The sequence below is a fragment of the Paraburkholderia sp. A3BS-1L genome (assembly GCF_051125215.1).
Classification (GTDB): Bacteria; Pseudomonadota; Gammaproteobacteria; order Burkholderiales; family Burkholderiaceae; genus Paraburkholderia.
The window spans coordinates 795502-820702 of the sequence record NZ_CP120442.1 but is presented as its reverse complement, the minus strand read 5'-3'; the positions used below and the strand labels follow the sequence as shown (position 1 = coordinate 820702).

31 protein-coding genes are annotated in these 25201 nt (G+C 63.2%); 14 read left to right on the top strand and 17 right to left on the bottom strand.

All coding sequences use genetic code 11. The features are described from left to right. The 6 genes from P5W99_RS03645 to P5W99_RS03620 form a co-directional block, all read right to left on the bottom strand. Positions 1-321: a type IV secretion system protein VirB3 gene (locus P5W99_RS03645; RefSeq protein WP_434661874.1), complete on the bottom strand. Its 321-nt coding sequence runs from the start codon at positions 319-321 to the stop codon at positions 1-3. Positions 322-336: 15 nt separating this feature from the next. After that, positions 337-639, bottom strand: coding sequence for a TrbC/VirB2 family protein (locus P5W99_RS03640; RefSeq protein WP_421073898.1), 303 nt, complete (start codon positions 637-639; stop codon positions 337-339). Between the two features lie 69 nt (positions 640-708). Further along, positions 709-1449, bottom strand: coding sequence for a lytic transglycosylase domain-containing protein (locus P5W99_RS03635; protein WP_434661872.1), 741 nt, complete (start codon positions 1447-1449; stop codon positions 709-711). After that, the gene (locus tag P5W99_RS03630; protein ID WP_434662421.1) at positions 1446-2039 is read right to left on the bottom strand and encodes a hypothetical protein; all 594 of its coding nucleotides are present in this window, start codon (positions 2037-2039) and stop codon (positions 1446-1448) included. The genes P5W99_RS03635 and P5W99_RS03630 overlap by 4 nt, the downstream gene beginning before the upstream one ends. 37 nt (positions 2040-2076) lie before the next feature. Further along, positions 2077-2934, bottom strand: coding sequence for a ParA family protein (locus P5W99_RS03625; protein ID WP_434661871.1), 858 nt, complete (start codon positions 2932-2934; stop codon positions 2077-2079). 451 nt (positions 2935-3385) lie between these two features. Continuing rightward, positions 3386-3712: a hypothetical protein gene (locus P5W99_RS03620; RefSeq protein ID WP_434661870.1), complete on the bottom strand. Its 327-nt coding sequence runs from the start codon at positions 3710-3712 to the stop codon at positions 3386-3388. Between the two features lie 246 nt (positions 3713-3958). On the opposite strand from P5W99_RS03620, the gene P5W99_RS03615 reads away from it, so the two are divergent. From P5W99_RS03615 to P5W99_RS03600, 4 genes are all read left to right on the top strand, one after another. After that, complete coding sequence (locus P5W99_RS03615; protein WP_434661868.1) at positions 3959-4522, top strand: hypothetical protein; 564 nt, start codon at positions 3959-3961, stop codon at positions 4520-4522. Between the two features lie 256 nt (positions 4523-4778). Beyond that, positions 4779-4994 (top strand): hypothetical protein, encoded by a 216-nt coding sequence (locus P5W99_RS03610; protein WP_434661866.1) that lies wholly within the window; start codon positions 4779-4781, stop codon positions 4992-4994. After that, the gene (locus P5W99_RS03605) at positions 4976-5065 is read left to right on the top strand and encodes a hypothetical protein (protein WP_434661864.1); all 90 of its coding nucleotides are present in this window, start codon (positions 4976-4978) and stop codon (positions 5063-5065) included. The genes P5W99_RS03610 and P5W99_RS03605 overlap by 19 nt, the downstream gene beginning before the upstream one ends. Further along, positions 5055-5378, top strand: coding sequence for a helix-turn-helix domain-containing protein (locus P5W99_RS03600; protein WP_434661863.1), 324 nt, complete (start codon positions 5055-5057; stop codon positions 5376-5378). Before P5W99_RS03605 ends, P5W99_RS03600 begins: the two co-directional genes overlap by 11 nt. A gap of 173 nt (positions 5379-5551) precedes the next feature. Here the strand turns inward: P5W99_RS03600 and P5W99_RS03595 are convergent, their stop codons facing one another. Next, on the bottom strand, positions 5552-5854 hold the full coding sequence (locus tag P5W99_RS03595; protein WP_434661861.1) for a hypothetical protein: 303 nt from the start codon (positions 5852-5854) through the stop codon (positions 5552-5554). 413 nt (positions 5855-6267) lie between these two features. Here P5W99_RS03595 and P5W99_RS03590 point away from each other — a divergent pair, with 413 nt between their 5' ends. Next, positions 6268-6666 carry a hypothetical protein gene (locus tag P5W99_RS03590; RefSeq protein WP_434661859.1) on the top strand — a complete coding sequence of 133 codons (399 nt, stop codon included), beginning with the start codon at positions 6268-6270 and terminating at the stop codon, positions 6664-6666. A gap of 14 nt (positions 6667-6680) precedes the next feature. Beyond that, positions 6681-6983, top strand: a complete 303-nt coding sequence (locus P5W99_RS03585; RefSeq protein ID WP_434661857.1) for a hypothetical protein — start codon at positions 6681-6683, stop codon at positions 6981-6983. Here P5W99_RS03585 and P5W99_RS03580 read toward each other — a convergent pair. The 9 genes from P5W99_RS03580 to urtB all read right to left on the bottom strand — a co-directional run bounded on the left by P5W99_RS03580 (position 6964) and on the right by urtB (position 15489). Next, positions 6964-7317: a helix-turn-helix domain-containing protein gene (locus P5W99_RS03580; RefSeq protein WP_421023275.1), complete on the bottom strand. Its 354-nt coding sequence runs from the start codon at positions 7315-7317 to the stop codon at positions 6964-6966. The two genes, P5W99_RS03585 and P5W99_RS03580, sit on opposite strands and share 20 nt — an antisense overlap. Positions 7318-7612: 295 nt before the next feature. Further along, on the bottom strand, positions 7613-8611 hold the full coding sequence (locus tag P5W99_RS03575; protein ID WP_434661854.1) for a porin: 999 nt from the start codon (positions 8609-8611) through the stop codon (positions 7613-7615). A gap of 219 nt (positions 8612-8830) precedes the next feature. Next, complete coding sequence (locus P5W99_RS03570) at positions 8831-9412, bottom strand: amino acid synthesis family protein (protein WP_434661852.1); 582 nt, start codon at positions 9410-9412, stop codon at positions 8831-8833. After that, on the bottom strand, positions 9409-10821 hold the full coding sequence (locus tag P5W99_RS03565) for an amidase family protein (protein WP_434662418.1): 1413 nt from the start codon (positions 10819-10821) through the stop codon (positions 9409-9411). Before P5W99_RS03565 ends, P5W99_RS03570 begins: the two co-directional genes overlap by 4 nt. A 53-nt stretch (positions 10822-10874) precedes the next feature. Then, positions 10875-12053 carry an ABC transporter substrate-binding protein gene (locus P5W99_RS03560; protein WP_434662415.1) on the bottom strand — a complete coding sequence of 393 codons (1179 nt, stop codon included), beginning with the start codon at positions 12051-12053 and terminating at the stop codon, positions 10875-10877. Between the two features lie 18 nt (positions 12054-12071). Continuing rightward, complete coding sequence (locus tag P5W99_RS03555) at positions 12072-12815, bottom strand: ABC transporter ATP-binding protein (RefSeq protein ID WP_434661850.1); 744 nt, start codon at positions 12813-12815, stop codon at positions 12072-12074. Continuing rightward, positions 12802-13536: an ABC transporter ATP-binding protein gene (locus P5W99_RS03550; protein ID WP_434661849.1), complete on the bottom strand. Its 735-nt coding sequence runs from the start codon at positions 13534-13536 to the stop codon at positions 12802-12804. The genes P5W99_RS03555 and P5W99_RS03550 overlap by 14 nt, the downstream gene beginning before the upstream one ends. Further along, the gene (locus tag P5W99_RS03545) at positions 13536-14609 is read right to left on the bottom strand and encodes a branched-chain amino acid ABC transporter permease (RefSeq protein ID WP_434661847.1); all 1074 of its coding nucleotides are present in this window, start codon (positions 14607-14609) and stop codon (positions 13536-13538) included. Before P5W99_RS03545 ends, P5W99_RS03550 begins: the two co-directional genes overlap by 1 nt. Positions 14610-14613: 4 nt before the next feature. Next, positions 14614-15489, bottom strand: coding sequence for an urea ABC transporter permease subunit UrtB (gene urtB, locus P5W99_RS03540; protein WP_434661845.1), 876 nt, complete (start codon positions 15487-15489; stop codon positions 14614-14616). A gap of 245 nt (positions 15490-15734) precedes the next feature. Here urtB and P5W99_RS03535 point away from each other — a divergent pair, with 245 nt between their 5' ends. After that, positions 15735-15974, top strand: a complete 240-nt coding sequence (locus P5W99_RS03535) for a helix-turn-helix domain-containing protein (protein ID WP_421073664.1) — start codon at positions 15735-15737, stop codon at positions 15972-15974. A gap of 314 nt (positions 15975-16288) precedes the next feature. Further along, positions 16289-17713, top strand: a complete 1425-nt coding sequence (locus tag P5W99_RS03530; protein WP_434661843.1) for an amidase family protein — start codon at positions 16289-16291, stop codon at positions 17711-17713. A gap of 53 nt (positions 17714-17766) precedes the next feature. On the opposite strand, the gene P5W99_RS03525 is transcribed toward P5W99_RS03530, so the two are convergent. Beyond that, positions 17767-18603, bottom strand: coding sequence for a FadR/GntR family transcriptional regulator (locus P5W99_RS03525; protein WP_434661841.1), 837 nt, complete (start codon positions 18601-18603; stop codon positions 17767-17769). A gap of 227 nt (positions 18604-18830) precedes the next feature. On the opposite strand from P5W99_RS03525, the gene P5W99_RS03520 reads away from it, so the two are divergent. From P5W99_RS03520 to P5W99_RS03495, 6 genes are all read left to right on the top strand, one after another. Beyond that, on the top strand, positions 18831-20087 hold the full coding sequence (locus P5W99_RS03520) for an acyl-CoA dehydrogenase family protein (protein WP_434661840.1): 1257 nt from the start codon (positions 18831-18833) through the stop codon (positions 20085-20087). 20 nt (positions 20088-20107) lie between these two features. Beyond that, complete coding sequence (locus tag P5W99_RS03515) at positions 20108-20386, top strand: acyl carrier protein (protein ID WP_434661838.1); 279 nt, start codon at positions 20108-20110, stop codon at positions 20384-20386. 256 nt (positions 20387-20642) lie between these two features. Further along, on the top strand, positions 20643-21392 hold the full coding sequence (locus tag P5W99_RS03510) for a 3-oxoacyl-[acyl-carrier-protein] synthase III C-terminal domain-containing protein (RefSeq protein WP_434661837.1): 750 nt from the start codon (positions 20643-20645) through the stop codon (positions 21390-21392). 2 nt (positions 21393-21394) lie between these two features. Further along, positions 21395-22342, top strand: a complete 948-nt coding sequence (locus tag P5W99_RS03505; protein ID WP_434661835.1) for a ketoacyl-ACP synthase III family protein — start codon at positions 21395-21397, stop codon at positions 22340-22342. Positions 22343-22378: 36 nt separating this feature from the next. After that, the gene (locus tag P5W99_RS03500; protein WP_434661833.1) at positions 22379-23986 is read left to right on the top strand and encodes an acyl-CoA ligase (AMP-forming), exosortase A system-associated; all 1608 of its coding nucleotides are present in this window, start codon (positions 22379-22381) and stop codon (positions 23984-23986) included. Further along, positions 23983-25185 carry a pyridoxal-dependent decarboxylase, exosortase A system-associated gene (locus tag P5W99_RS03495; protein ID WP_434661831.1) on the top strand — a complete coding sequence of 401 codons (1203 nt, stop codon included), beginning with the start codon at positions 23983-23985 and terminating at the stop codon, positions 25183-25185. Before P5W99_RS03500 ends, P5W99_RS03495 begins: the two co-directional genes overlap by 4 nt. The last annotated feature ends 16 nt before the right edge of the window (positions 25186-25201 follow it).

Genomic DNA, 25201 nt, shown 5'->3' with positions numbered 1-25201 from the left:
TCAGCCCCTTCTCTTTAAGCGCACCGGCGTGTACGCGTGCGCGCCCCAGACGCGGCGATTGCGCTGACGAAGCGCCATTCGCACGCGCAGCCCATACTGCGCGAGGCGCTGGTCGTCGTGGCGCGTGAGCGCGCGCATGGTGGCGAACACCGGCACAAGCAGCAGGACAACGCCGACGCCCACCGGCGCACTCGCAAGCAGCACCCAGATTGCGGGAATGAGGATGCTTGCGCCCACCACGAGCAAGGGCACGAGCGGCACGCCCCAGAGCATCGCGGGGCGCGTGCAGCCTTTGAAGACGGGGTCACTCAGCGCGTTCATGGCCGGGCCTCCCGATCAGCTCGTGGGGACCAGCATCGCGGCGATCACCGTCGCACAGCCAACGAAGAGGCCGCCGATGAACACATTGGCGATGTCGCCAAAGCGCGCGTGCTGGAACATCATCTTGAAACCCGCCCAGATAATCGATATCGAGCAGACCACCGCCCCGACGCTGAGCAACGTGGACTGGATCGTTGTCAGGAACGTGTTGACCTGCGAGAGCTGCGCGTACGCCGGTGTGGATATCGCGAACAGCACGGGCGACATCGCCAGCGCGGAACGGATTCTGCGGATAAGCTGCAAAGATAATTTCCTCATTCTGCCTCCTTGATCGATCTGCAGTCCTGATTTCATGTCATGCTCCTTCGCCTTGCGCGCGGCGAACACTCAGAAAACCACGGCGCTGTCCCTGGCCGCTTCGCCGGCCGGGTTCTCCAGACGATCGGTGCGGCTGCCCGCGCGGTGCGACGAAGAGGGGTCTGGCTGGGGTGTGATGACCGGCGCGCGTGCCGGGTCAACCGCGATAACGGGAATGGGCGGCGTATCCGGCTCGACGGCGGGCACAACACCGGACGCAACGCCAGGCACAATGCCAGTCACAATGCCAGTCACAGCACCGGGCCCGACAGCGGTCTCGACGGGCGGGCCGGCCTCAAGCGCCCCGGCGGCGTTGGCTGCGTTGGCCACGACGCGCTGCACGTAACCGGTGCGATAGCCCGCTGAAAAGTCGCCGCTCGCGTAGCACGACAGCGCTGCACGCAGCGCATCCTGTCGCCGCGCGCGCGTGCGTTGCGCCCGCGCAAAGCATTCCTTGAGGATGGCCGCGCCCGCGGCCAGGTTGCTGCACGGATCGAACACCGTATCTGGTGTGAGGTTCAGGCGCGCCCAGTTCGAGCGGTTCACCTGCGCCAGGCCTGCGCTGTAATTCCAGCCTGCGGCCTCCAGCGCGCGCACCGTCGCGTGCGCCTCGCCGAAGTTGCGTGGCTGGCGCGCGAGCCGGCCGTGCACCACGCCAATCGCCCACGGGTTGAATGCGGACTCAACGCGTACCACCGCCGCCATCGTCGCGGGCGCCACGGCAGGTGCACATTGCTGGGCAAGCGTGAGGAAGAGCGCCAACGGCATCATTGTCCACCTCCCTCGCCACCATCGCGGGCATGGGACTCGGGCTCGAGAAACTGCCGCGCCGCCTGCCCGGGGTCATAGGGAACCTGTGGCACCTGCATCGTGCCCGCACCGTAGAACTCCGTGAGCGTGCGGTGAGTGCCTCTCACGTCCCACCACACACGGGTGTACAGTGCGCCGTCGATCTCGACATTGATTGCGCCGCGCGCATTGCACAGCAGCTCGCTTTGTTCGGGGCCGCCCCAATACAGCAGATCCTCCCGGCAATATCCGGCACTCGCAAAGCGGTTTGCAGCCGATGTCCCCTGTGCGCCACCCGCGCCGAAATCGCACACCGGAAATGGATCGCCATGTCGCAAGGCGGCCCACAGCTTCTCGACCGGCGGCACGCATTTGGCGTACTGCTCAGGACCACCGGGGTTGGAGAGACAGAGCATCACCTGGCAGCCCCAGTCATCGGCAAGCGCCGCGCCCGGCGCCAGGATCAGCATGCCGGAGAACGTGGAGCATGCGACAAGCAGGATTGACGGGCGCAGCGCCCGCAACGGCTGCAACGCTTGCGAAAGAGTGCCGACGACGACAGCCCCACGCATCCCGCATCGGTACAACGTACACCTATGCATTGCATAATTACGCATTGCACACCTCCGCATCGCAGACAGCGGGTGCGGCAGGTAAGGCAGCGTCCCGAACGGCTTCGAGCCGGCGTGCCAGCGCGCGAAGACACGCAAGCGTCACGCGCGAGCCCTCGCCTGCAACCGTGTCGTCTCGCACCGGCTTCCCGCCTGGCACGAGGTGGTCCCAAAGCTGCCCGATTGCATCCAGGTGCGGCAGATACACGTACCCGCAGGGGAACGCCTGGCCTGGAATTAACCACACTCGCAGTGTCGTTTCCATGACCCTGGGCCACCCGCCTTCCAGTGACGTGGGGGTAACCATAACCGGCAGGAGACCGAGAAAATGCAGTGCGGGATTTAACCGCGCGCGCACGTTGCGCACGCCGTACGTACCGTTGATCACCTCGGCGGCACAGTTCACGCATTGCGCCGACACCACAACGGGGCTGATCGCCGCGTCCACAAGCGCCAGTGCGCACACAGCTCGCAGATCGGGCAATGCGGGCGCGTCGATCAGGCAGACATCGAACCAGGACGCCATGACGGAAAGCAGGCGCCTGAGGTTCGCGTAATAGCGCGTTCGAGTCGGATCGTTGCGTGAGAGAAGGCCCTCGACGGCGTGAGCGCCGAGCACGTGAACACAGCCACTTCGAGCCAGGCTGGACGCCCCGGGTAGCACTGCCGTCCTGCGCCCATGCCAGATCGCGTCATACGCATACGTGCCCAGCACTTGCGCGCAACGCGCGGGTTCGGCAAGGTCCAGGACCAGGACCCGCCGATGGCAGACGATATGCAGGTAGCGAGCGAGCGCACAGGTGAGTGTCGTCCTGCCCGTGCTGCCCGTTGCCGAAACGCTCAGAAGCGATTTCATGGTTCATTGTCCTTACGCGCGCCCGCACACGATGAACCTGCGAAGAAAAAGGAGCCCGCGCCGCCGGGGAGGCTGAGCGCGTGCTCAACGGGGGATCACAACCTCAGCGGCAGAAGACAGAAAAAGCCTGCATATGCAGACTTGCCGTCAACGTTTCACAACTCACGCCCCTCTCGCACAAGCATCGTTACTGCGGGGCCGCTAACGCGTACTCGGTCGTGCGGCGCACGTTGACCGGATCAGATTACGAGGTTCAATCCAGGCGCGCGGCGCAATGCGAATCGCGGGCATGTGCCCCACTCCCATCGCATCGCACCGTGCCGCCTGGTCCTGCCTGCGCCTCCCGGAAAACTCCGCGGGCGGCGCCTCCATTCCCGCGTTCACCACAAAAGAGCACCAGCCACCGGGGCACCGCACGCCTGCGCATCAGCACACACGGGGGATCCGCCCATCAGGATTCCTGTTTCATGGAGCTGCCGACGGCGCTGCGTTCCCGGGCGTCGTCCTCAAGGGCTCGCGCGAGCGCCGCGCTCGCCGCGGCGAGTTCCTGCTCAAAAAGTTCAGGCGGTCGCCGTGGGATGCGCAGCCGCCGGCAGACAACTTCCCGGCCGGCATGCCAGAGATAGACCATGCGCAGCAAGTCAAGATGCCGCGGGTGCAGCGTGTGCCATGCCCGCGTGATACGCGCCGCGTCGACCGGATCGAAGGCGCCGCGCGACGCGTTCCCCCAGTTCTCCAGACGCTGCATGAGTGGGGCCCGGGCAAGTTCGCGGCTCATGACAGGGCTCGCGCATCGTGAGCATCGCTTTCCGGCCTGGAAGCCAGCGCCCCGTGGCGCGCAGGATTCGCGAGGAACCGCTCGATGTCTGCCGCGCGAGAGCCGATCATGCACTCGCCTGGTGCTGTCGCCAGAGCAAACGTTCGGGCCCGCAGGCGGCGGTAGCGGGTCGGGCGAGACAATCCCGTCCCAGCCGTCACCTGTTGACGCCGCAGGATCCTGCGCGCCTCGCCGTCTACGATTGACATGACATTGCCCCTCAAGATTGTCCTGGCCGGCATTGGCCGGAACATGAGGGGCATTCAAGCAGCAATTGTGGTCGACACCCAAACCCGTCGTGTCGACGGGTACGCCCGTCGGGAGCCTCGCGTACGGTTCTGCGACAGGCCAAGAATTTACGGGCATATTCGCGCCGTGCCGGCAGGTGTTGTCGAACCAGTGTTTGCACCACTCGATTCCTCGCTCGTACTGGCGAGCGCCCCGTCGATGCAGCGGGTCGATACGGCCGAAGAAGCACCCGGGGTGCTGAGAACCGAACCCGGTTGCGTGCGCAACGACGTCGTTGCGCACAACGCGGGCTGGTTCGTGCCCGGCCAGCCGATCGCCTTCGCCAGCGCACTGGCCGCCGTCAAGGCGCTCGCCCTGAATCTCAAGGCGGGCGGCACCCTGTATGTTCCCCTGGTGCCGAAGGAGGAACAAATGCGCGCCGAACCCGAGGAAACATCCGCGAAAAATGCTGTCCACCATGAACAGACAGCGCTGTTACAGGCCTGCCGGCGCACGTCGCGCAAAAAACTCCGATTGAATTGATCGCCCTCACGAGCGCCAGGAAATTATGGTAACGGCGATTAAAGTAGGCATCTGCGATCGATCCTGTTCTGGAATAGTCGCACTTCACTCGCAGGTGCATGCCGCCGGTACCGACCAGCAGACCTGCCAGAACGGCTCGCTCGCGGCGAGCATCCAGCCATTGCAGTGCCTGGTGGTCTGAGAATGCCCTTCATCACGAGAGCGGCTGCGCAAGTCAGGACTAACCGATCAGATCCTCAGCGCGGCGGTCGGTGAGATGGTAGCTGGGCTGATCGATGCGGACCTCGGTGGCAACGTGGTGAAAAGAGGGGCACTTTGCCTGGGCGTGGAAAGAGCGGTGGTGCCCGTACGCTGCTCGCTACGAACAAAGGCAGTCGATGGTTTTTCGTCTATGGATTTGAGAAGAATGAGCGGGAGAACATCAGCGCGGCAGAGCTTGAAGCGCTCCAGACGTTGGCCCATGATTATCTGAGCCGAACCTCACAGCAACTTGATTTTGCGTTGGCGGACGGAGCTCTTACGGAGATTTGCAATGGCAACTAAAGCAAAACCTCGCAGCCGCCTGCTCGAGGCGGTGCACGAGAGCGCCAGCGACATGCATCGCCTGGGCTTCATCGAGAAGCGCCACATGGCCAAGTACGACGCACTTTGCCTGGAGCCGGTGCCGGAATACGACGCAGCTGCAGTGCGTGCGCTTCGGGAAAAACTGAAGCTCAGCCAGGCGGTTCTCGCAGCGGCAATCAACACCAGCGCGTCGACTGTGCGCAGTTGGGAAGGCGGCGCCAAGAAGCCAACCGGGACGGCGGCCAAGCTGCTGAACCTCATCGACAGGAAAGGACTGGAAGCCGTACTGTAAAGGCGGTGCCCCAGCGTGAGCACCGACTCGGCCGTTGGGGTACATCAGATACTCCCAGCCACCCACGTCATCGCGGTCGTTTTTCGCCGGGAATTTGGCTATCCAGAGGCGCTTGTCGTCGTCCATGAAGTTCGCTTTCGGCCGCGCGCTGCCTAGCGACGTGCCGGGCGCGATTAGCATGGCCAGCCAGCGCTCGTATTCGGCGCAGCTTCTCGACCCCCGGGTTCTTCCACGCGCTTGCAGATGTACGCCAGTTCCTTGCGGTCGGTCACCGGCGGCGCGGCATGCTCGCTATTATCGAGAAAGGGGCCACCGGGCTGGCAGAAACGCAGGCCGCCCATGCGCGTGTGGTCGTACACACCCAGCAGGAAGTCCAACTCATGAAACGTGCGCATCTTCCGCCCTTCCCGGGCTGCCGCAGCGGCCTCGCGGCGTTCCATCAGCACGCGGCCCCACCGGTCCGGCGCAGAGTCCATGAAGACGCCGAATGCCGGAGTGTCAGCGGGCGGGTGCTGCTCGCCGCGCTGTTGGTGTCGCGCTGGAACAGACGGAACTGTACCGCCTGCCTCGTCAGGAGGCCCGCACCATGTTTGACGAAGTGCGCGATGCCGTCGCCGGGTGGCGGAATGAGGCCAAGAAGCTGAAACTACCCTCGGTCGAAGTGTAGCGCATGGAGGCCGTCATCCAGGCGTAGAGCACCATGCAAAAATCAAAGGCTTGTACGAAGCCGCACCACGTGTCTTGACGTGCGCAACTGTGGCTCGACAAGCGCTGCTCGCGCGCCAATGTAATAGTGGTTCCCGGCATCATCCGCGTCCGGCAAACCCTTGCCTTGCATACTTTCGAACTCATTCTGAAGGGCCGACTATGTACCGGCCGGGGCGCTTTGGTGATCGATGCCATTGCTGTCGTTGCGCCCCGCGGCTCGCGCAGCCGGCTGAAGGGGAACCAGCATAGTAAAGCGGCGCGCGGTATCGACCAGTTTGACGGCTTGCTGGGTGATCTTTTTCGTGCGGGGAATAGCGGTTCACTCTGGAATCAAATGATTTTCGTGGCGGTCGAGTTTATCAAGCGCTGCGAAGAATTCGTCACCGTCGACGTGGTCTACGCGCTCGATCTGTTTTTGGCCGATGGCGAGGATCTTCAGGAGAGCGATCGTCTGTTGCGTGGCTTCATAGATTCGCGCATCCTGAACGACGAGTTTCGCTTCACCGTTCTGCGTGAGATGAGTGGCTCTCCGGAGTCGGTCAGATCCTCGATAATTTGTGACACTTCGCGCTTCAGGTAGCTGATCGGCTTCACGTGATCGGCGATACGCATGAGGTGGTGCCTGATGCGCGGCTTGTGGCGCTCTCTGACCAGTACCGCACCTTCTGCCCGGCACGGTTCGACAGGCTGGCCGAAGGCCGACGCATGTATGCCTCAGCGATGACGTTGCCAGAGCGGCAAGATGGTGAAGCAGGCGCAAGCTATCTTGACCTGGCGGAGTTCATCTCCGACCACGGCGCGCGAGGCCATATCGATGAGGACCCTCGCGCAGCCCACGCGATGGCTCACGCCGGCTTCTGGCGCGTCCAGATGGAATTCATACGCGAGTCGGTTTAGTTGGGCCATCGCTTTTGGGTGATATCGGGGTACGCCTGCGCCTCTGCGCTTTCGGCAGAGCCAGGTCCTGCAGCTTGCGGCCAAGCTCGTCGTCCCGCGCGAGCGTGTCGATGTCGCCATCCAGTCCCAGTACGCGCAGGGCGCGCATGTACGTGCCCACGGCAATAGTTGGGTCGCCGTTCTCCATTCGACGCAGCGTCTCGCGCGAGACACCCATGCGCTCAGAGAAGAGCTCCGCCGTAATCTTGCGCCGCAGTCGCGCAAGCCTCAAGCGCTCGCCGAGCGCTGCAAGCTGCTTGAGCACGGACGGAAAGGGGGGAGTGGTCTTACCCATGATGCTTCATTCATTTAGGCAAAATAGCGATTATTGTCAAATTTATGTGGCATCTGAGGCATGCGTCGTCGCCCGGCACGGCATAGATTGTCGAAGGGGTTGGGGATGGCTTTGTGGCGGGGCGGTGCACTGTTCGGGCGCATGGGCGGTGCCACAAAGGTCGATCCCGCTGGCCGTCGTGTAATGCTTCAGGGGCTCGACGGCACCTTCGTGGACGAGGCCCGAGGCGCCGGATCCTCGCTTACCGCAAGCGCCGTGCGAGCTACTGCCTCTTGAGCCCCTCGAGTCCGGCACGCTAGAACTTCATCCTGATGCCCGCACCCAGGCTGTTGCCTGACGATACACGGCTCATCGTGTCGTAGCGCCAGGCGGCGTAGACGTCAGTGCGTTTCGAGAGCGGATAGTCGTACCCGAGCGCCGCGGTCGACCAGCGGATGTCACTGCCCTGGGCGGGGCGCCGCAGCGTCCCCGCCCAGGATACGAGCACGCTGCCTGTGCCGAGTTGTGCGCTGGCCCCGACCTGAATGGTGTCGTCGGTCAGGTTATTGTTGTTGGTCACGCGTTCGTACTGGACAAAAAGCTTCACCGCCTGCAGGCGATACGCACCGCCAACAAGCCACGCCGTCTGCCCAGTCGCACCATTCAGGAAGAGCGAGGCCGTGTGAAGGCTCTGCACCGCAGCCGTCGCGGAGAACGGCCCCGCGAAGTACAGCACGTTCGCGCTGTAGTTGGCCTGCCCTGCGTGGCCCGCGATACCCGCATTGCTATAGAGCAGAGTGCCCGTCAGACCGGCAATCTCGGGGGTCTGATAGACAATCGAGTCGTCGATCGCCGTGTCGCTTTGCACCGATGCCGCCCCCATCGCGGAGCCCAGGAAGGTGTGGACCACCATGGGCGAAAATACGAAGGAATTGCCAAACGGGTTGAACAGCAACGTGGAGACGAACAGCGGCGCATCATTGCGCCCGAGCGTCACCTGGCCGAATTGTCCGCTTAAGCCCACGAACGCCCGGCGCCCGAAAAATGACTGTCCGTAGAACGCGCCGGCCTGCCCGCTGTTGATCCGGTAAAAGCTTTCGAGCGTGAAAATCGCTTTCAGGCCGCCGCCCAGATCCTCCGCACCCGACATGCCCCAGTAGGGCGTCGACAGGCCGCCCGAGCCGACCTGCCACGCGTTGCCGGCGGCGCCAGGCGTGCGTACGACGCCTGCGAACGCATCGGCCAGTCCGTAGAGGGACACCGAGGACTGCGCATGGGCTGCGCCGCCTGTTGCGCACAGCATGAGTGCTGCCATAGCCTTGATCGAGCTTGCCTGCCAAGCTCCCCGCGCCCTTCCTTGCCCACCTCCTTGCCCACTCCCTTGCCCACTCCCTTGCCCACTTCCTCGCCCATTTTCTCGCCCGCCTCCCTTCCTGCTTTCCCTCCAGTTCCTGCGCATGGTTTCTCCTTCGTTGTGAGTGTTTTTTCATGCAGAACACGGCGAGTGCCCCGCATGGTTTGCAGCACGGCTACGTCAACCCGGTCGCACGCGCGCGAGCGGTCTTCCGCGCTCGGCGAGCGCGACCGCGATCAACAGCTCGTCGGGCGCCGGACACTCCGGCACGCACAGGCTGATCGTGTCGAAATGGTCGAAGCTCCACATGTCTGCGACGCCATGCAGGGGGATGTCGACGCACGCGCCCGCGCACCCGCGCTTGGTGACCGACGGCATGATCGAGGACGCACCGGGCAGACACTCGCGTACTGCCTTGCCCAGACGGGGATGGAGCAGCGCCGCGCCCCACTCGAGCGGCACGCCGGTGCCCACGAGTGCCGCCTTGCCGTAACCCTGGACATCCGCCGCCACACACCCGAGGGCCTCAAGCGCACGCGTGGCAAGCGTGCGGCCGAGTTCCGCCCCCATCGCGTAGAGCGCCTCCAGGTCACGGCCGACGTTGATATCGATGAGCTCCACCGGCTCCATCGGCTCCATAAGCTCCATGGGCCTGAGCACGGCGGCGGCCACGACCTGACGATGGGGCGGCATCACTGCGACGCCAAGTTCCGCACACCGCTCGACCTGGTGAACAACGATTCGGGTAATCGGTGCTTTCATGACTCGAACTCCGTGCTGTCAGCGGCCAGCCGCAGATCCGGTGTCGGGAAATCGCTACTCGCCCGCTCATAGGCATGCGCAGCCCGCAGCACCAGGGCATCGCTGCCCCGGCGGCCAATAATCTGCAGCCCGGTGGGCACGTCCCCGGCAAAGCCACACGGCACGGATATCGCTGGCAGTCCAACCTGGTTGCACCATGCTGTCAGCACTGGCGCGTGGCGGACCTGGCCGGCGTGGGCGGGAACCGGCGGCGGGCCGCAATGAAACGTCGGCGTGACCAGCAGGTCGTAATGCTCGAAGAACGTCTGCATCGACGTGTTGAGTGTGTGGCGGGCAAGCAGCGCATCGGCAAAGGTTGCGGTGTCCACCTGGGCGCCAAGCTCCGCGAGTGCCCTCAGATCGGGGTCGAGTAGCGCCTGGTCTACTGCGCTCATGTGCCGCATACGCTGCGCGAAGAACACAGCCCACTGGACCGAATGCATGCGGCCATCGCCGTAGTAGTGCGCCAGCGGTGCAACTTCGGTTTCGACGAGCGTCGCGCCGAGCGCGCCGAATGTGGCCGCTGCCAGGCGAACGCACTGCGCGATGTCCGGCTCCACGGACACGGCGGCTGGCGCCGCGCAGTACGCGATGCGCACGCCCTTGACGCCTTCATCGATCGCAGCGCCGTATCCGTCCGAGCGCCCTGTTGCCAAACGCGCATCGCTGCCGTCATCGGTCAAGGCGTCGAGCATCAGCGCCGCGTCCCGTACATTGCGGGCAATGGGACCGAGTGTGGACAATGCAGTCCAGGAAACCGCAGGACCGGCCGGAACAAGGTCGAACGTGGGCTTAAACCCCACCACACCGCTCCAGCAGGCCGGAATCCGGATCGAACCGCCCCCGTCTGTCGCAAGCGACAGGGGCCCCATGGCCGTCGCAACGGCGACTGCGGAGCCACCGCTGCTGCCCCCGGGCGAGACGCGTGTGTCCCACGGGTTGCGGGTGGCGCCTGCCAGTGGCGAGTCGGTGACGATCTTGTTGCCAAACTCTGAAGTCGTTGTCTTGCCGAACGGGATGGCGCCCGCGCGCCGAAGCCGTGCCACGGCGGGCGCATCCTTGCTCTCGCGCTCAGGTGACGAGGTCCATGAGCCGTGACGTGTCGGCATGCCGGCAACCGCGAGAAGATCCTTGACCGAAACTGGTACACCGTCGAGCGGGCCGCACGGCTCGCCCTGCCTCCATCGGCGCTCCGAATCGCGAGCGGCAGACAACGCCGTTTCCTCATCGAGTGCGCAAAACGCGTTGAGAACGGGATCGAGCTTCGCCACCCGATCCAGCACCGCGCACAAGACCTCCACCGGCGAGAGCCAATGCTGCCGAAAGCCGGCAACCATCTGGGTCGCATCCAGTCTGAGTATGTCATTCATTTTGTACTCCTTAGTTACTTGAGGCAGCACTTTGTCACGGCGAAAGGTCGTGCCTATCCTTCGCAGACCGGCGTCACGGGGCCAGTAGAATCAAGAATGGAAAAGCGGTTATCGGCGAGCGCCCGCGCAATCCGGGTCTGGCACAGCACGTGAGCGCCATCGGGGCTCACCCCGGTTCTGCCACGCGGCAGCGCGATGGCAACAGCGGGCAACGCCGCCTTGACGCGAGCCACGTCAAGACTCCCCGACGCTCTGACCGCCTCGGCAAACAGGCGTATTCCGACGTAGGTGTTCTCACCGTGCGGCAGCACCACGACGTATCGGCCCAGGCGCGGGTCGCGCGCATCGGCGTAACGCGCGGTATAACGCGTGAGAAACGCCTGGTTTTCCGGGTTGTCGATGCTCATGAAGTAAGATGACACGCCGATCGTGCCGGTGGATGCGCCTGCAGTGGCGATCGACAGCGATTCGTGCGCAATGTCCGTCACGAGCTGCGGCTTCATCCCGAACGAGCGGTACTGCTTGACGAATGTCACGGGGTCGTCCCCGATGCTGTGCCATACGATCTGAGGATTGCGGCTGGCGACGCGCTGCAGGACCGCGCCGTAATCGCGGGTACCAAACGGCAACCAGAAGACGTCAAGAAAATTCCCGCCGTGACGCGCCACCGCCGCCTGCAGCTGCGGGATCAACACCTTCCGGTTGCTGCCAATGTCCGAGACAACCGCACAGACCGTGCGCCCCCCATCGCGCATGAGCCACGCAATGAGCGGCTCGATGCGCTGGCTTGCGGCCAGACCCGTCGTGAGCAGTTGCGAATCGCACCGCCCTTCGTCAAAGTTGGGATAGACAACCAGTTTTCGCGCCGCGCGCGCGGCCTGAAGCGCTGCTTCGCGCTCCGAAGGCAGCACCATGCCCGTGATCATCGCGACGTCGTCGCGCATGAAGAGCTGCCGTGCCTTCTCGAGGGTAACGGCCGTGGACATCTGCGTATCCTCGACGCTCAGTTGCAGCGGCCGCCCGAGCAGACCGCCTGCCGCATTAATTTCTTCCACCGCCAGCTCAGCGCAGTTACGGTTGGTCTGCCCCACGCGCGTGAGGGGCCCACTGAGCGGGGCAAGCAGGCCGATCTTCAGCGGTTCGGCCCCGCGTGCAAACTTGCTGAGAGCCGGTCCTGCAAGGCACGCGGCGGCACCCAGCAGCACGGTTCGGGAAAAGTCACGACGGTTCATCATCTTTCTCACTCGGTTTCACTGGAAGTCTTTGGCGCGGGCGTCCGGCTCGAGCTCGGCTGCCGGCGAGAGATAGCGCGCGAGCGGATGTTCACCAGTCTCGCCGCGTTGCGCATCAACGACGCCGGCGTGCACAAGGCGACCGTTGCTGAGCACGATGCATCGACTGGCGCTCTGCAAGACCAGGTCAAGGTTCTGCTCGACGATGAGCACCGCGAGTTTCGAGCGGCGGCACAGTTCGGGTATCACTTCACCGATGCGTTCGACCAGATTCGGCTGCACGCCGTCGGACGGCTCATCGAGCAGCAACAATTTCGGACGGCCGCACAGGGCGCGCGCGATAGCAAGGACCTGCTGCTCGCCGCCGGACAGCGTGCCCCCCTGCTGGGAGATGCGCGAGCTCAAGACCGGAAAGTATTCGAACACCTCGTCAAGGATGTCCGCGCCGCGTGCAGCCTGCGTGCCCATGAGAAGGTTTTCGCGCACGGTGAGTTTCGGGAAGATCCAGCGCCCCTGGGGAACCAGCCCGATGCCCCGGCATGCAATCTCGTGCGTTCGCAGGCCCGTGACGGGCTGATCGAGAAAGTGCACCTGCCCGCTCACGCGCGGTAGCAGCCCCATGATCGCCTTCACCAGGGTCGACTTGCCCGCGCCGTTGCACCCCAGGACGCCCACGACTTCATTGGGCTGCACGTCCAGTGTGAGGTTGTGGATGACATTCACGTCGCCGTATCCGGCGCACAGATTCTCAATGCGTAGCATGTGCCGCCCCCTTGCCCAGGTAGATGCGGCGAATTTCCTCGTCGCGCGCGATGTCCGCGTATGAGCCCTTGCGGACGACCTCCCCCCTGTGCATGACCCACGTCTCGCACGCCAGGGACTGCACAAACGCAAGATCGTGTTCGATGGCGAGCACCGCGCATCGCTCGCGCAACCGGTGGATCAGACGCACGAGCCGTTGCGCATCTTTGGCGGAGAGGCCAGCCGCGGGTTCGTCCAGTAGCAGCAGCGCGGGCTGGCACATCATGGCCATACCAATTTCGAGCCACTGCCTCTCGCCATGCGGCAGATGCGAGGCAAGCTCACCTGCCTGGTCCGCGAGCCCCACTTCCTCGAGCACCTCATCGGGCTCGGGCATCGGCGAGCCGCGGTAAGGCGCGACGCCGAGCCCGGCCACCGTCAGGTTCTCCCGCACCGTCATCGTGAGAAAGGTATTGGTGCCCTGAAACTTGCGGGCCACACCACGCCGACAGAATTCGTGCATTCGGCGGCCCGTCATGCGTTCGCCGTCGAGATAGAGTTCGCCTGCGCCGGGTGCAATCGCGCCGGAGAGCAGCCCCACGAGCGTGCTCTTGCCAGCCCCGTTCGGACCGATCACACAGAGCAGGTCACGCGGCCCGATTGCGATGTCAACGCCCGCCACGGCGTTGATTCCGCCGAATGCACGCGAGAGTCCGGTGGCTTCAAGAAAATGACCGTCCATCAGTGTTCCTCCTGTGCGTGGCGCGCGCGATGAAACCGCGGCCCATTCGTTACCGCTCGAGCGATACGGCCCATGGCCGACACAACCGCGCGCAGGCGCAGGCCGTTGGGCATGAAGAGCACACAGGCGAGGAACAGGCTGCCGAGCACAAGCGGCCAGCCGTCCGTGCTATAGCTCGAAACGGTTTGTTTGAAAAGCGTCAGAACGACTGCGGCAATGACCGGCCCACCGATCCTGCCCCGCCCGCCAATGGCGACCCAAAGGATGACCTCGGTCGCAAGCAGCGGCGAAAAGACGTCGGGCGCCACCACGCCTGAGCAGGCGGCCATCAGGGCACCCGCGATGGCGGCGAGAACAGCAGAGGCGACGAAAACCAGCAGCAGGTGAGCCGACGTGTGATAGCCGCACGCCTTTGCCCGCCATTCGTTCGTTGCGATTGCATCGAGCACCTTTCCGTAGCGGCTGCGGCACACGAGCCACAACATGGCTGTCGTGGCGAGAAGCACTGCAGCCACGCTGTACCAGGACGCGCCGGGATCGCTCAAGTCGAAGACGTGAGTGCCCATGTGCAACGACAGGCCCGGGATGCCCAGGATGCCCGTGTCACCGCCCGTGACCGACTGCCAGCTGACAGCGAGTTGCTGCGCGACGATCAGGACGGCGAGACTGATGATCGCGAAGAAGTGCAGCCTCACCCCGGCGAAGAGCAGGAAGTAGCCGATTACGGCCGCGACGACGGCGGCGCAGCACGCGCCGGCCACCAGTCCCACTGCAGGCGTCTGCGCGAATTGGACGGTTGCAATGGCAAATCCATACGCGCCGAGTCCGAGGAAGGTTGTGTGCCCAAGCGTGAGGATCCCGGCGCGGCCCCACAACAAGTCATAGCTCAAGGCGAGAATCCCCATGATCAGCGCATCGCGCAGGAGCGTCAGCAGCCAGGGACCGGCAAGCCAGGGCATGATCGCCACCGCAGCCACTGCCGCGCCCCACATGAGCATGAGAGGAACGTCCTTGGCACCGACAGCCGGCTGCGCGAACCATGACCAGAGGCGGCCTGTATGTTTTCCAGACATAGCTTTATCCTTTACCGAGAAGCTGGTGGGCGGCGCTAAAGCCGGGAATCAGGCCCTGCGGCCTGAACCGGATTACGACGATGGACACGGTCAACACGACGGCCGATGCGAGCGAGGGATCGACGCGGTAGCTCAGCAGCGTCTCGGCCGTACCGATGGCAACACTGCCAAGGATGCTGCCGGCAATGGAGCCGATGCCGCCGAGCACGATTACGAAGAACGCCTTGGCGAGATACGGCACGCCCATGTGCGAGTCCACCGATACCATGGGCGCAACGAGAACGCCGGCGAGCGAGGCGAGCGCAGAGCCCGTACAGAAGGCGATGCGATTCAGGCGGCGGGTGTCGATCCCCACAGCCTCGGCCATCTTCGGGTGCTGGATCACCGCGCGCAGTTGCGTGCCGAAGCGCGTGCGGATGAAAACCAGCCAGCATCCTGCCGTTATGGTGAGCGCGACAGCGATCACGAAGATCCGGTAAGCGGGGTAGCTTCCGCCAGGCACTGGAACTGCACCATCGAGCGGCGCGTACACGAGCATGGGCTGCGTGCCGAAGATGAGTTCCAACGCTTTTTGCAGGATCAGGCTGACCGCATAGGTCGCAAGAAGCGTATCCAGTGGCCGGTCATAGAGGAACCGGATGATGAAGCGCTCGAGGCACCACCCGAGAAGAGCGCCCACGGCTGGCGCAAAAACCAGCGCCAGCCAGAACGCCTGCCTTCCGGCCGTCGCCTGAACTGCGGCGAGCGTATAAGCACCGATCGTGACCCACTCCGCATGTGCAAGGTTCACGATGTCCATCATTCCGAAGACGATCGCAAGCCCAAGCGCAACCAATGCGAGGAGGCAAACGTAACTCGAAATATTTAGGATAACTAACATAATCTCCTCGCAAATTTAGCAAATCCTGACACCTACATCGCGGCGCTGACTCTGACAAAAGACAGCGCCGTCTCCGAGCGCGAAGGCTGCACCTATTCAATCGGCACCAGTCCTAGTTTCTTGCCGACCTGCTTACACAATATATTGTGAATTTTAGTCCGACGAAAGCCTATTTACACAATTTTTTGTGAATTTATTGTCGTTCGTTCCCCGATACTCGAAGCGCCTAGTTAAATCAAGCACGCATGACCAAGAAAGCGCTGATCGAGGCACTGGGGAAAGAGATTCGCTCGCGCCGCAAATTGAAGAAGCTGACGCAGGCCGGCCTCGCCCTACGCGCCAATGTCCACCCGAATACCATCTCCCTCGTCGAGCGTGCAGAAACGCTCGCGGGAATCGACGCGTTGATCGATATCGCCGACGCTATTGGCACACCGCTCTCGCAGCTCATCAAGGCAGCTGAAGATCGAGCCGGCACTCGCTGAGCCTCTGCGGCAACCCGCACTCTTCCCTCGCATCTGACCCGCGACCGGTCGCTGCACAGTTGCTCCTCGCAATCCTTCCACCGGGCCGTGCAAACTCCCGCCATCGCCAAGTAAAGACGTACGGCCTTGGCGTCGCTACGCCCAAAATTTATTGCCATAAACTCTATGCCCGCGCTGTGGGCGAGTCAAGATTGATCGTTTAAAGGTTTACCCGTTAATTCCCTTGTTTTTTGGGTCTCCGTCTCCCTGCATGTCACTTGACTTCGTCAAACGGTGCGCCTATGTTTAATTTATGATAATTAATTGGAGGCGACATGGGTAGTGATCTTTGCGATTTGACGGCGCGAGAGCTTCACAAGCTTTACCAAGCTGGTAGTGCCTCACCGGTCGACGTGATGCAGGCCGTACTTGTCCGCATTGAGCAGCTTGACCCGACGTTGAATGCCTTCTGCCAGACGGCCCAAGACGCCATCGATATGGCGCGCCAATCTGAAAAACGATGGCGGCAAAAACGGCCCCTGGGCTCCCTGGATGGCGTGCCGATCAGCATCAAGGACAACATCGCGGTTTCAAAGCTTGCGACGCGATTCGGCTCGCGCGGCACCGATGACGCGCCAGCGCAACATGACAGCCCGTGCGTGGCGAGGCTTCGAGAGGCCGGAGCAATTTGCTTTGCGAAGACTACCCTGCCTGATTTTGCACACAAGATCATCACTGACAGTCCGCTCACCGGCGTTACGCGCAATCCCTGGGACAGGGAGCGAACCCCTGGCGGCAGCAGCGGAGGCGCCGCAGCGGCCGTCGCCGTCGGCATGGCGCCCGCCGCGATCGGCACTGATGGCGGCGGGTCAATCCGCATTCCTGCCGCCTTCACCGGCACATTCGGCTTCAAACCGAGCTTCGGACGCGTTCCCCATGCGCCACGTGGCCCGTTTGGACTGCTAAGCCATGTCGGTCCGATGACCCGCTGCGTCGCAGACGCCGCGCGAATCCTGACTGTGATTACCCGCCCGGACACGCGTGACTGGTACGCGCTGCCATTTGAAGCAGTCGACTATGAGCTCGGCCTGAACTGCAAGCCCACCCCTGGTGGCATCCGCATTGCGTATAGCCCGTCTCTGGGGCTGGATGTGACGCCAGATGCTGACGTCCATGACGCTGTCATGCGAGCGGCCAATACGTTTCGCGAACTCGGTGCACGGGTCCGACCAGACAATCCTCCCGGTATCGCCCGCTGCAATACCATTCACGCAACGCTCTGGCCGGCATGCTGCCGCCAACTTACGGATGGCATGGCCGATGGTGGCGCGGCACTTGATCCGTCCTTGCAGGCCTATGCCAACGTTGGCGCCGCAATTTCCCGGCAGGCGTTACTTGGCGCTTTGATCGAGAGGGGCGAGATCGGTGCCGCCGTTAACGCTTTCTTTGAAAAGTACGATCTCGTGATCTGCCCGGTCTACCCACGCGTGGCCATGCGTCTTGCGGAGTTGCCAGCCGGCGAGGAACTGTTCCCGCACTTCACCGCCTGGTGTAACCAGCTCGGACTTCCGGCGGCGAGCGTCTATGCGGGCACCACTGCGCAAGGCCTGCCTGTCGGCATACAAATCGTTGGTGGCCGTCATGCGGATGCGCTCGTGCTTTGGGCAAGCCACATACTCGAACTCGCGGTCGGACGGGCTCCGCTGGCCGAATTGGCCCGCTCGCTTTCGTCCTCTATCGCAGGCCACCCGACGCATTGAAGTCTCACATTTGTCACACCCACACCCTGCACAGCGCGGGTCAGACGGAGCAATCAGGAGTTACTTTTTTTCCCCGCGCGCAGCCCAAGATCGGAGTCGAGCACCAGCTTTTGCTTCAATGCTGCATGCACCTTGCGAAGCTGTGCTTCGGCCTCCTCCATGTGCGCAGCCATTAGCTGCTCGACCGCACCGGCGTCGCGCCGTCTCGCGGCATCCAGAATCGCGCGATGGGCCGCAACTGTATGCCGTCCGAACTCCTGGTAATCATCGTGCGTAACGTTACCGGCGACGATCACGAGGCTATGCAACATCTGGTTGATGATCTGGCAAACGCAGCGAAGGAACGCGTTCGGATTGGCTGACGCCAGCACATGATGAAAATGAATATCCTCATGTCGCTGATCGAGCGCGTGTTCATGGGTTCCGCCGAACGGCTCGCACACTTCGACGCTGCGTTCGAGCGCGTCCAGGTCCGCATCGGTAAGATGCTCGACCGCCCCTGCGGCCAATAGAGGCTCCAGTACCCGCCGCACGGCGTAAATGTCCTCGAGACCAATACGTTCAAAAAACAGGTAGTTTTGCAGTGACTGGAATGCGCGGGAGAGCGGAACACGCGTAATTGTGGCGCCTCCGTCCGGCCCCGTGCTCAGACGCACGAGCCCTTGCCCTTCCAGTGCCTTGAGGGCGTCGCGCATCGAACCGCGGCTGACGTTGAACATCTCCTGGAGCTCGGCTTCCTTGTTCAAACGCACGCCGGGACGCAGCTTCCCATCGGTAATCCAGCTCTTGATGAGCTCAGCCACCTGATCTCCCCGCTTGGTGGTACGGGGCCCCCGTTTATCTCGCTGCAGCAACGGCTTGTTCCCTGTCACCTGCTTGCGCCCTGCCATACATCACCCCTGGTTGGCCATTCATCGTTCGGCGTAGTCGTCATTATCTGTCATCCCGCGGCGTCTGAGCGCAATGATGTCCTCGCGCGCCATCCCCGACACCCTACCAATGTTCGCGGGTAGCGCCCGCGCGCACCACTGCTTACGCTCACTCCCAGACGATACGCAACCGACTCGCTGGTTGGCAGGACGCCATACCTCGATGCGGCTCCCCGGGAGAAAGCGCGATGACGCGAAACCGACAGACGTCTCAAGAGGCTCACACCATCGATGAACTCATCGCAGCCCTCGCAGATCGGGGACTCGATCTCGAACAGCTCGCCCGGAGCATGCGCGCTGCCAGTTACTACTCAGACGCGACAGGCCAGATATCCGGCCCGCCCTGGCGGCCGGAAGATGTGCACGCTCTGAATATGAACCTCGTACCAGCCGAGCACGGCGGCTGCCCCGAGATTCAAACCCTCGTAGCACAAGCCACATTGATGGCGTATCTTGGGGAGGCAGACGCGAGCATCGCGCTCGCACTGCCAGGGCCCGGTCTCGCGATGCCGCCCGTCGTCGCACTCGCCTCGGAAGATCAGCAGTCGCAATTTTTCCGCCGATTCCAGTCCAACACGCCACGCTGGGGCGCGTTCGCCATCACGGAACCTGATTGTGGCTCGGACGCCACCGCCATGCGCACGAGCGCGCGAAAAACCAGCCGCGGATGGGTCCTCAATGGCACGAAGTGCTTCATCACCAATGGGGCGCGCGCCGACTACGTGATCACGTTCGCCACAATCGACCGCCAGCTCGGCCGCTATGGAATTCGGGCGTTCATGGTGGAACGCGGCACGCCGGGTTTCTCAGTTCTGCGTATCGATCGGATGTCGGGCCTGCGGGCCAGCCAGCTCGCGGTGCTGTCGTACACCGATTGCGAGGTACCTGACGATGCGCTGCTCGCACGTGGCAACGAAAAGGCCCTTGACGATGCTTTCTCCGGCGCGCAGCGCGCTTGGGACTATTTCCGCCCTCTTCTGTCCGCCACCATGGTTGGCACGTGCCGACGCATACGCCTCGAACTCGCAACCTGGCTTGAGTCAGGCGGCAAGCCCGCGAATGGCAGACAAAGCGCATCGAACATCGACGCGTGCCTGCTTGAGATCGACCGGCAGATCACCGCCGCATGGCTGCTTTGCCACTGCACGGCGTGGAAAGCCGACCGTGGGATGGCAACCCCAATGGAGTCGTCGATGACAAAAGCTTACGCCTCGCGCGTCGCCGCAAACGTCGCACGCACTGCGCTTAACGTTGCGGGAGTTGACGGCGTCTCTGCATGCCCCGCGCTTGAGCAAGGCTATCGGGACGTCAAGGCGTTCGACATCATGGAAGGCACGGGCGACATGCAACGGCTAATGATCGCACGTGCCGCGCTCAGATCCACATCGCGGCCTTGGGACATCAGGCTGCCGGCCTGGTGCGCAAATCCCGGAAACGGCCATTGACCTGACTCAGGAGCCATATCATGACGCATGCGCCTACGCCCCCCGAATCGCAGGATATCGCTGCCGCCGTCAAGGCATGCTTACTGTCCACCGTCGGCAGCACCGCAACTATCGATCTGATTGCCGACGAGACGAACCTGTTCGATCTCGGCGTCGACTCGATGAACATGACAGAGTTGCTACTTGAACTTGAGCAGTGCTTTGGCTTCACGCTCGCGCCGGAAGACCTGTCCTCCGAGCTCTTCCTGAGTTTCGGCAATCTTGTCGCGTTCGTGCAATCCCATGCGCGCCGCAACTGAGCGGGCCCGCGCTGGAATCTGCATCGCGGCCACCGCGCGCTACATCCCCCGTGCGCGAGTGCGGCCCGAAGCGGCAGCCCCACGCACACCGGCCACCCTCACGCCACCGGCTGAGGGTGTCATGCAATCAGTTTATTCGGATACGCTTCGGTGGCGCGCTTCTGCGCGCTCTCGTGCGCTCAATGCGTCACCCGGAGCGGCGCCCGCGGCGACGCCAGGTTGCCTCGCAATCGAGCGGGGAATCAGCGTCTCCGAGATGGCGCTCACCGTCGCACGTGAGGCCGTCCAGCGCTCGTCGTGCGTCGAAAACCGGGCGGTGGATCAGATCGTCGTATGCGCAACGAGCCTTGAGCATGACCTCGCGCTGTCATGTGCGGGCCGGCTCCATAGCGAATTCAGATCCACCTACCCTCCTTTCGCGACCGGACAGCTCCAGGGGGTTTGCGCTTTTCTCGCGCTTCAGATTGCCTCCGACATGATGGCGCAGGACGAGCGCATGAATACCATCCTGATCGCCGGCGCTGAACGCTGGCTACCGCCTTTTTCGCGCGTGATCGGTTCTCTGACTGCACTGGGCGACGGCGCCGCGGCCGCTTTGGTCCAGTGTGGCACGCAATCCGGATGGCACGTGCGCAGCCTCACGCTGCATACGCCATGCCTCACCACTTCGCGCGATGAGGAGATCGACGCATCCTTGCTGCTGGAAGTGATCGCGAAAACGCTCAGCAAAGCGAAGTTGCAGTCGGGCGAGATCGACTGGGTGGTCCCTGCACGCATTAATCCGTCGCTGGCACTGGAGATCAGCACACGGGCTCAACTCCCGGAAAAGCGCATATGGTATCCGCAACCCGCCGACATCGGGTATCTCTGTTCCGCAGATGCGCTCGCACAGCTTGACACACTGCTGCAGTGGCTCGTTCCATCGGAGGGAAAGCGCATTCTGCTATGGTCCGCCGGCTTGCAGGGACAGGCCGCCTGCGCCATCCTCGAATTCCGTGGGAGCTGAGAATGCACGCGCTCTCCCCAGATTCCACGCTGTCCGTATCCCGCGTCGCATACTGCTTGCCTGAACGCGTAATCGACACCGGCACCTGGGCCAATCGCTGCGGATTTCCGAAGGCCCGCGCCAGTGCCCTGCTGCGCAACGGTGTACGTCAGTTTCATGATGCCGCAGCAGCGTCACCCGTCTCGTTTGCATGCGACGCCGTTGCAGCCCTGCTCGAAGAAACCCGCACGATACCCTCAAGCGTTGATGCACTTGTCTATACGCACACGATGCAAAGCAGTGTTCTGGCGCCGCCCTCAGGAACCGCTGCACTCATCCAGTCGCGCATGGGCCTCACCCGGGCACTGGCGTTTTCGGTAATGCAGCAAAACTGCGTCTCACCCATGGCCGCGATCCGGGTGCTTCGTGCGATGAGCCTTGCGGAGCGCTCCACCATCCGGCGTGCGGTCGTTGTTTGTGCCGATGTGATCGGTTCCGGCTGCGACCATCTGCGCGCCATCCAGGATCTCGCCCTGCACAGCGACGGCGCCTGTGCGTTTCTTCTTGAGCGCGATTGCGCACGCAACTACATCGCGGGGCTGCAGCTTTACACCGACAGTCGGTACTTTCGCGGCACGGACGACAACCTTCAGCCCGTACCGGACGACCGCTACTACTGGTCGGCATTTACCACCATGCGCACGGCGCTGGCTCAGGCGGGCATCACCGGTCCTGAACTCACGCACGTGTTGCCCCACCACGTCAATCTTGCGGGTTGGTCGCGTCTTGCGAGCATGCTTGGCATACCGCAGGAGCGGCTCTTCATCTCGAACTTCACCCGGATCGGCCACGTATTTGGCGCCGACCCATTCATCAACTTGCGCACTGCCCACGGGCATCCGGGTACCTGGTCGCTCCTTTTCTCAAGCGGACTCGCTGGCTGCTTTGGCGCCATGGTGATCCGCCACTGATCGCACACTTCGATCTCACACTTCACGGATCCTGCCATGAGAAACCTCCTCGATCTCATCCAGTCAGCAGCCCGCCGCACGCCCGAGGCCCAGGCGCTCGTCTCAGGGGACGATCACCTGAGCTACCGGGAACTGGAACGACACAGCCGTGCTTTCGGCCGTGCTCTGAGCGCACTCGGCATCGAGCCGGGTGCGCGCATTGCAATCTTTCTCGACAAACGTATTGATACGGTTGTCTCGATGCTCGGCGCAACCGCCGCGGGCTGCGTGTTCGTCCCGATCAATCCGCTGCTCAAGCCACCGCAGGTCGCCCATGTGCTTCGCGATAGCGGCGCCCGGTGCCTCGTGACGAGCGCGTTGCGTATGAAAATGCTGTCGACCGAAGGCGTTGCCCTGGTATCCGATGCGATTCTCATCGATGTCCCTGACGCGGCGCCCGCCCGTCAGGAGACTACCGTCACTGTCCATCGCTGGCCGGGCCGCGAGATCACCGGCGCAGACGACGTGGAGGACCCGCAAACGCCCCCGCCGTGTGTCGATACCGACCTGGCCGCCCTGCTCTACACATCCGGTTCGACGGGTCTGCCAAAGGGCGTGATGCTCAGTCATCGAAACCTGCTTGAGGGCGCCTGGAGCGTCGCCGAGTATCTGGGCCTGAAGGCAACTGACCGCATCCTCGCTGCGCTGCCGCTCAGCTTCGATGCCGGCCTGAACCAGCTCACCTCTACCTGGTCAGCGGGGGCGACACCCGTCCTTCTGAACTATCTGAGTGCGCGCGACGCCGTCCAGGCCTGTGAGCGCGAACACATCACGGCGATCACAGGCGTGCCACCACTATGGATGCAACTCGCTGGCGCGACGTGGCCGCACGATGTACGCAACACGCTTCGGTGCTTCGCAAACACGGGGGGACGTCTTCCGGTGCCTGTCTTGCACAAGCTGCGGACACTGTTCCCGCACGCGAAGCCCTTCCTGATGTATGGCCTCACGGAAGCCTTCCGTTCGACCTTTCTCGATCCCGCTCAGGTGGACCAGCGCCCGGGTTCGATCGGCAAGGCCGTTCCGAATGCCAGAGTGCTGGTCGTCCGAGAGGACGGCACCCCGTGTGAGCCCGACGAAACCGGCGAGCTGGTGCACGTGGGCGCGTGCGTCACGCTCGGCTACTGGAACGACACTGCGCGCACCGCACAGCGCTACCGCCCGTCCCCTGAATTGAAACCAGGTAACGTGGCGCGTGACATCGCGGTGTGGTCAGGCGATCTCGTGCGGCGCGACAAAGACGGCTTTCTCTATTTCGTCGCGCGCAACGACGCCCAGATCAAGAGTTCCGGCTACCGGATCAGTCCCGAGGAGATCGAGGAAATGGTCCACGCCAGCGGCCTTGTTACCGAAGCTGTGGCCTTCGGGATTACGGACGAAGCGCTCGGCGAAGCCGTCGCGCTGCTGGTCGTCATGGCAGGCGACGCCGCAACTGTCGACGATGTGCATAGCTGGTGCACGAAGCGCCTGCCGCGTTACATGGTCCCTCAGCACATCGTGAGCTGCCGGGAGATCCCCCGCAACGCCAACGGAAAATTTGACCGAGCGAGGCTGCGTGCAACATTCGGCTCGCGCGCGCGCGTCTCAGCGGAGAGAACGTCATGAACCCAGGCTCCACGAACCACATTGCGCCATTCGTCGGCGCAGGCGTGCGTCAACTGGCCAACCGCGCCGGACGTACGCCATTTTTCGCCTACGATCGTTGTGCGATCGATGCACGCGTGCGGGAACTGCGCCGGCTGCTGCCCGCCGAAATGCACCTGCACTATTCGATCAAGGCGAATCCGATGCCCGCCGTGATTCACTATCTGTCCGCGCGGGTCGACGGTTTTGATGTGGCCTCCGTGCACGAGATGGCGCTCGCACTCGACGCGGGCGCCGCCCCGACCGATGTCGGGTTTGCAGGTCCTGGCAAGTCTGAGGATGAGCTGCGTCGCGCCGTGGCGAGCGGCATAAACGTTCACGTCGAATCGCAGACCCAGTTGCGGGTCGTCACCGCGCTCGCCTCGGAGCTGGGCGTACAGCCCAATATTGCGATTCGCGTCAATCCCCCTTTCCATGTCGGGCACAGCGGCATGCGCATGGGGGGCGGCGCGACGCCGTTCGGCGTGGATGTCGACCAGGTCCCCGCACTGCTGCGGGAAATCAAGGCGCGTGAAATCGCGCTCGCCGGCTTTCATGTTTTTTGGGGCTCACAGTGCCTGCATGCGCCGACCATCATTCAGGCACAACGCCAGAGCGCCGAACTCGTCGCGCGACTGGCGAGCGATCTGGATGCGCCGCTGCGGTTCGTGAATCTGGGCGGAGGTTTTGGCATTCCTTATTTTCCAGGTGAAAGGCCGCTCAGCCTCGATGCAGTTTGCGAGGCGATGCACGCGTGGCTCCCTCATCTTCTCGAACGCCTTCCGGGCACGAAGCCCATCCTGGAACTCGGCCGGTATCTGGTCGGTGAGGCGGGCGTCTATGTGTGCCGCGTGATAGACCGCAAGGTTTCGGGCGGCAAAACGTTCGTCGTCACGGATGGGGGACTTCATCACCATCTCGCGGCTTCCGGCAATTTTGGGCAGGTGCTGCGGCGAAATTATCCGGTCATCCTCGGAAACCATCCTGATGCGACAGCGTCCGAACGCTGTCATATCGTCGGCTGTCTGTGTACCCCCCTGGACCGGCTCGCGGACGACGTCGAGCTTCCCGAAGCCCACATCGGCGATTTCGTCGTGGTCAGACAATCAGGCGCGTACGGCCGTTCCGCCAGCCCGTTGCATTTCCTGAGCCACCCGGAACCCGTCGAAATGCTCGTGTGATGCTGCCATTACCGGA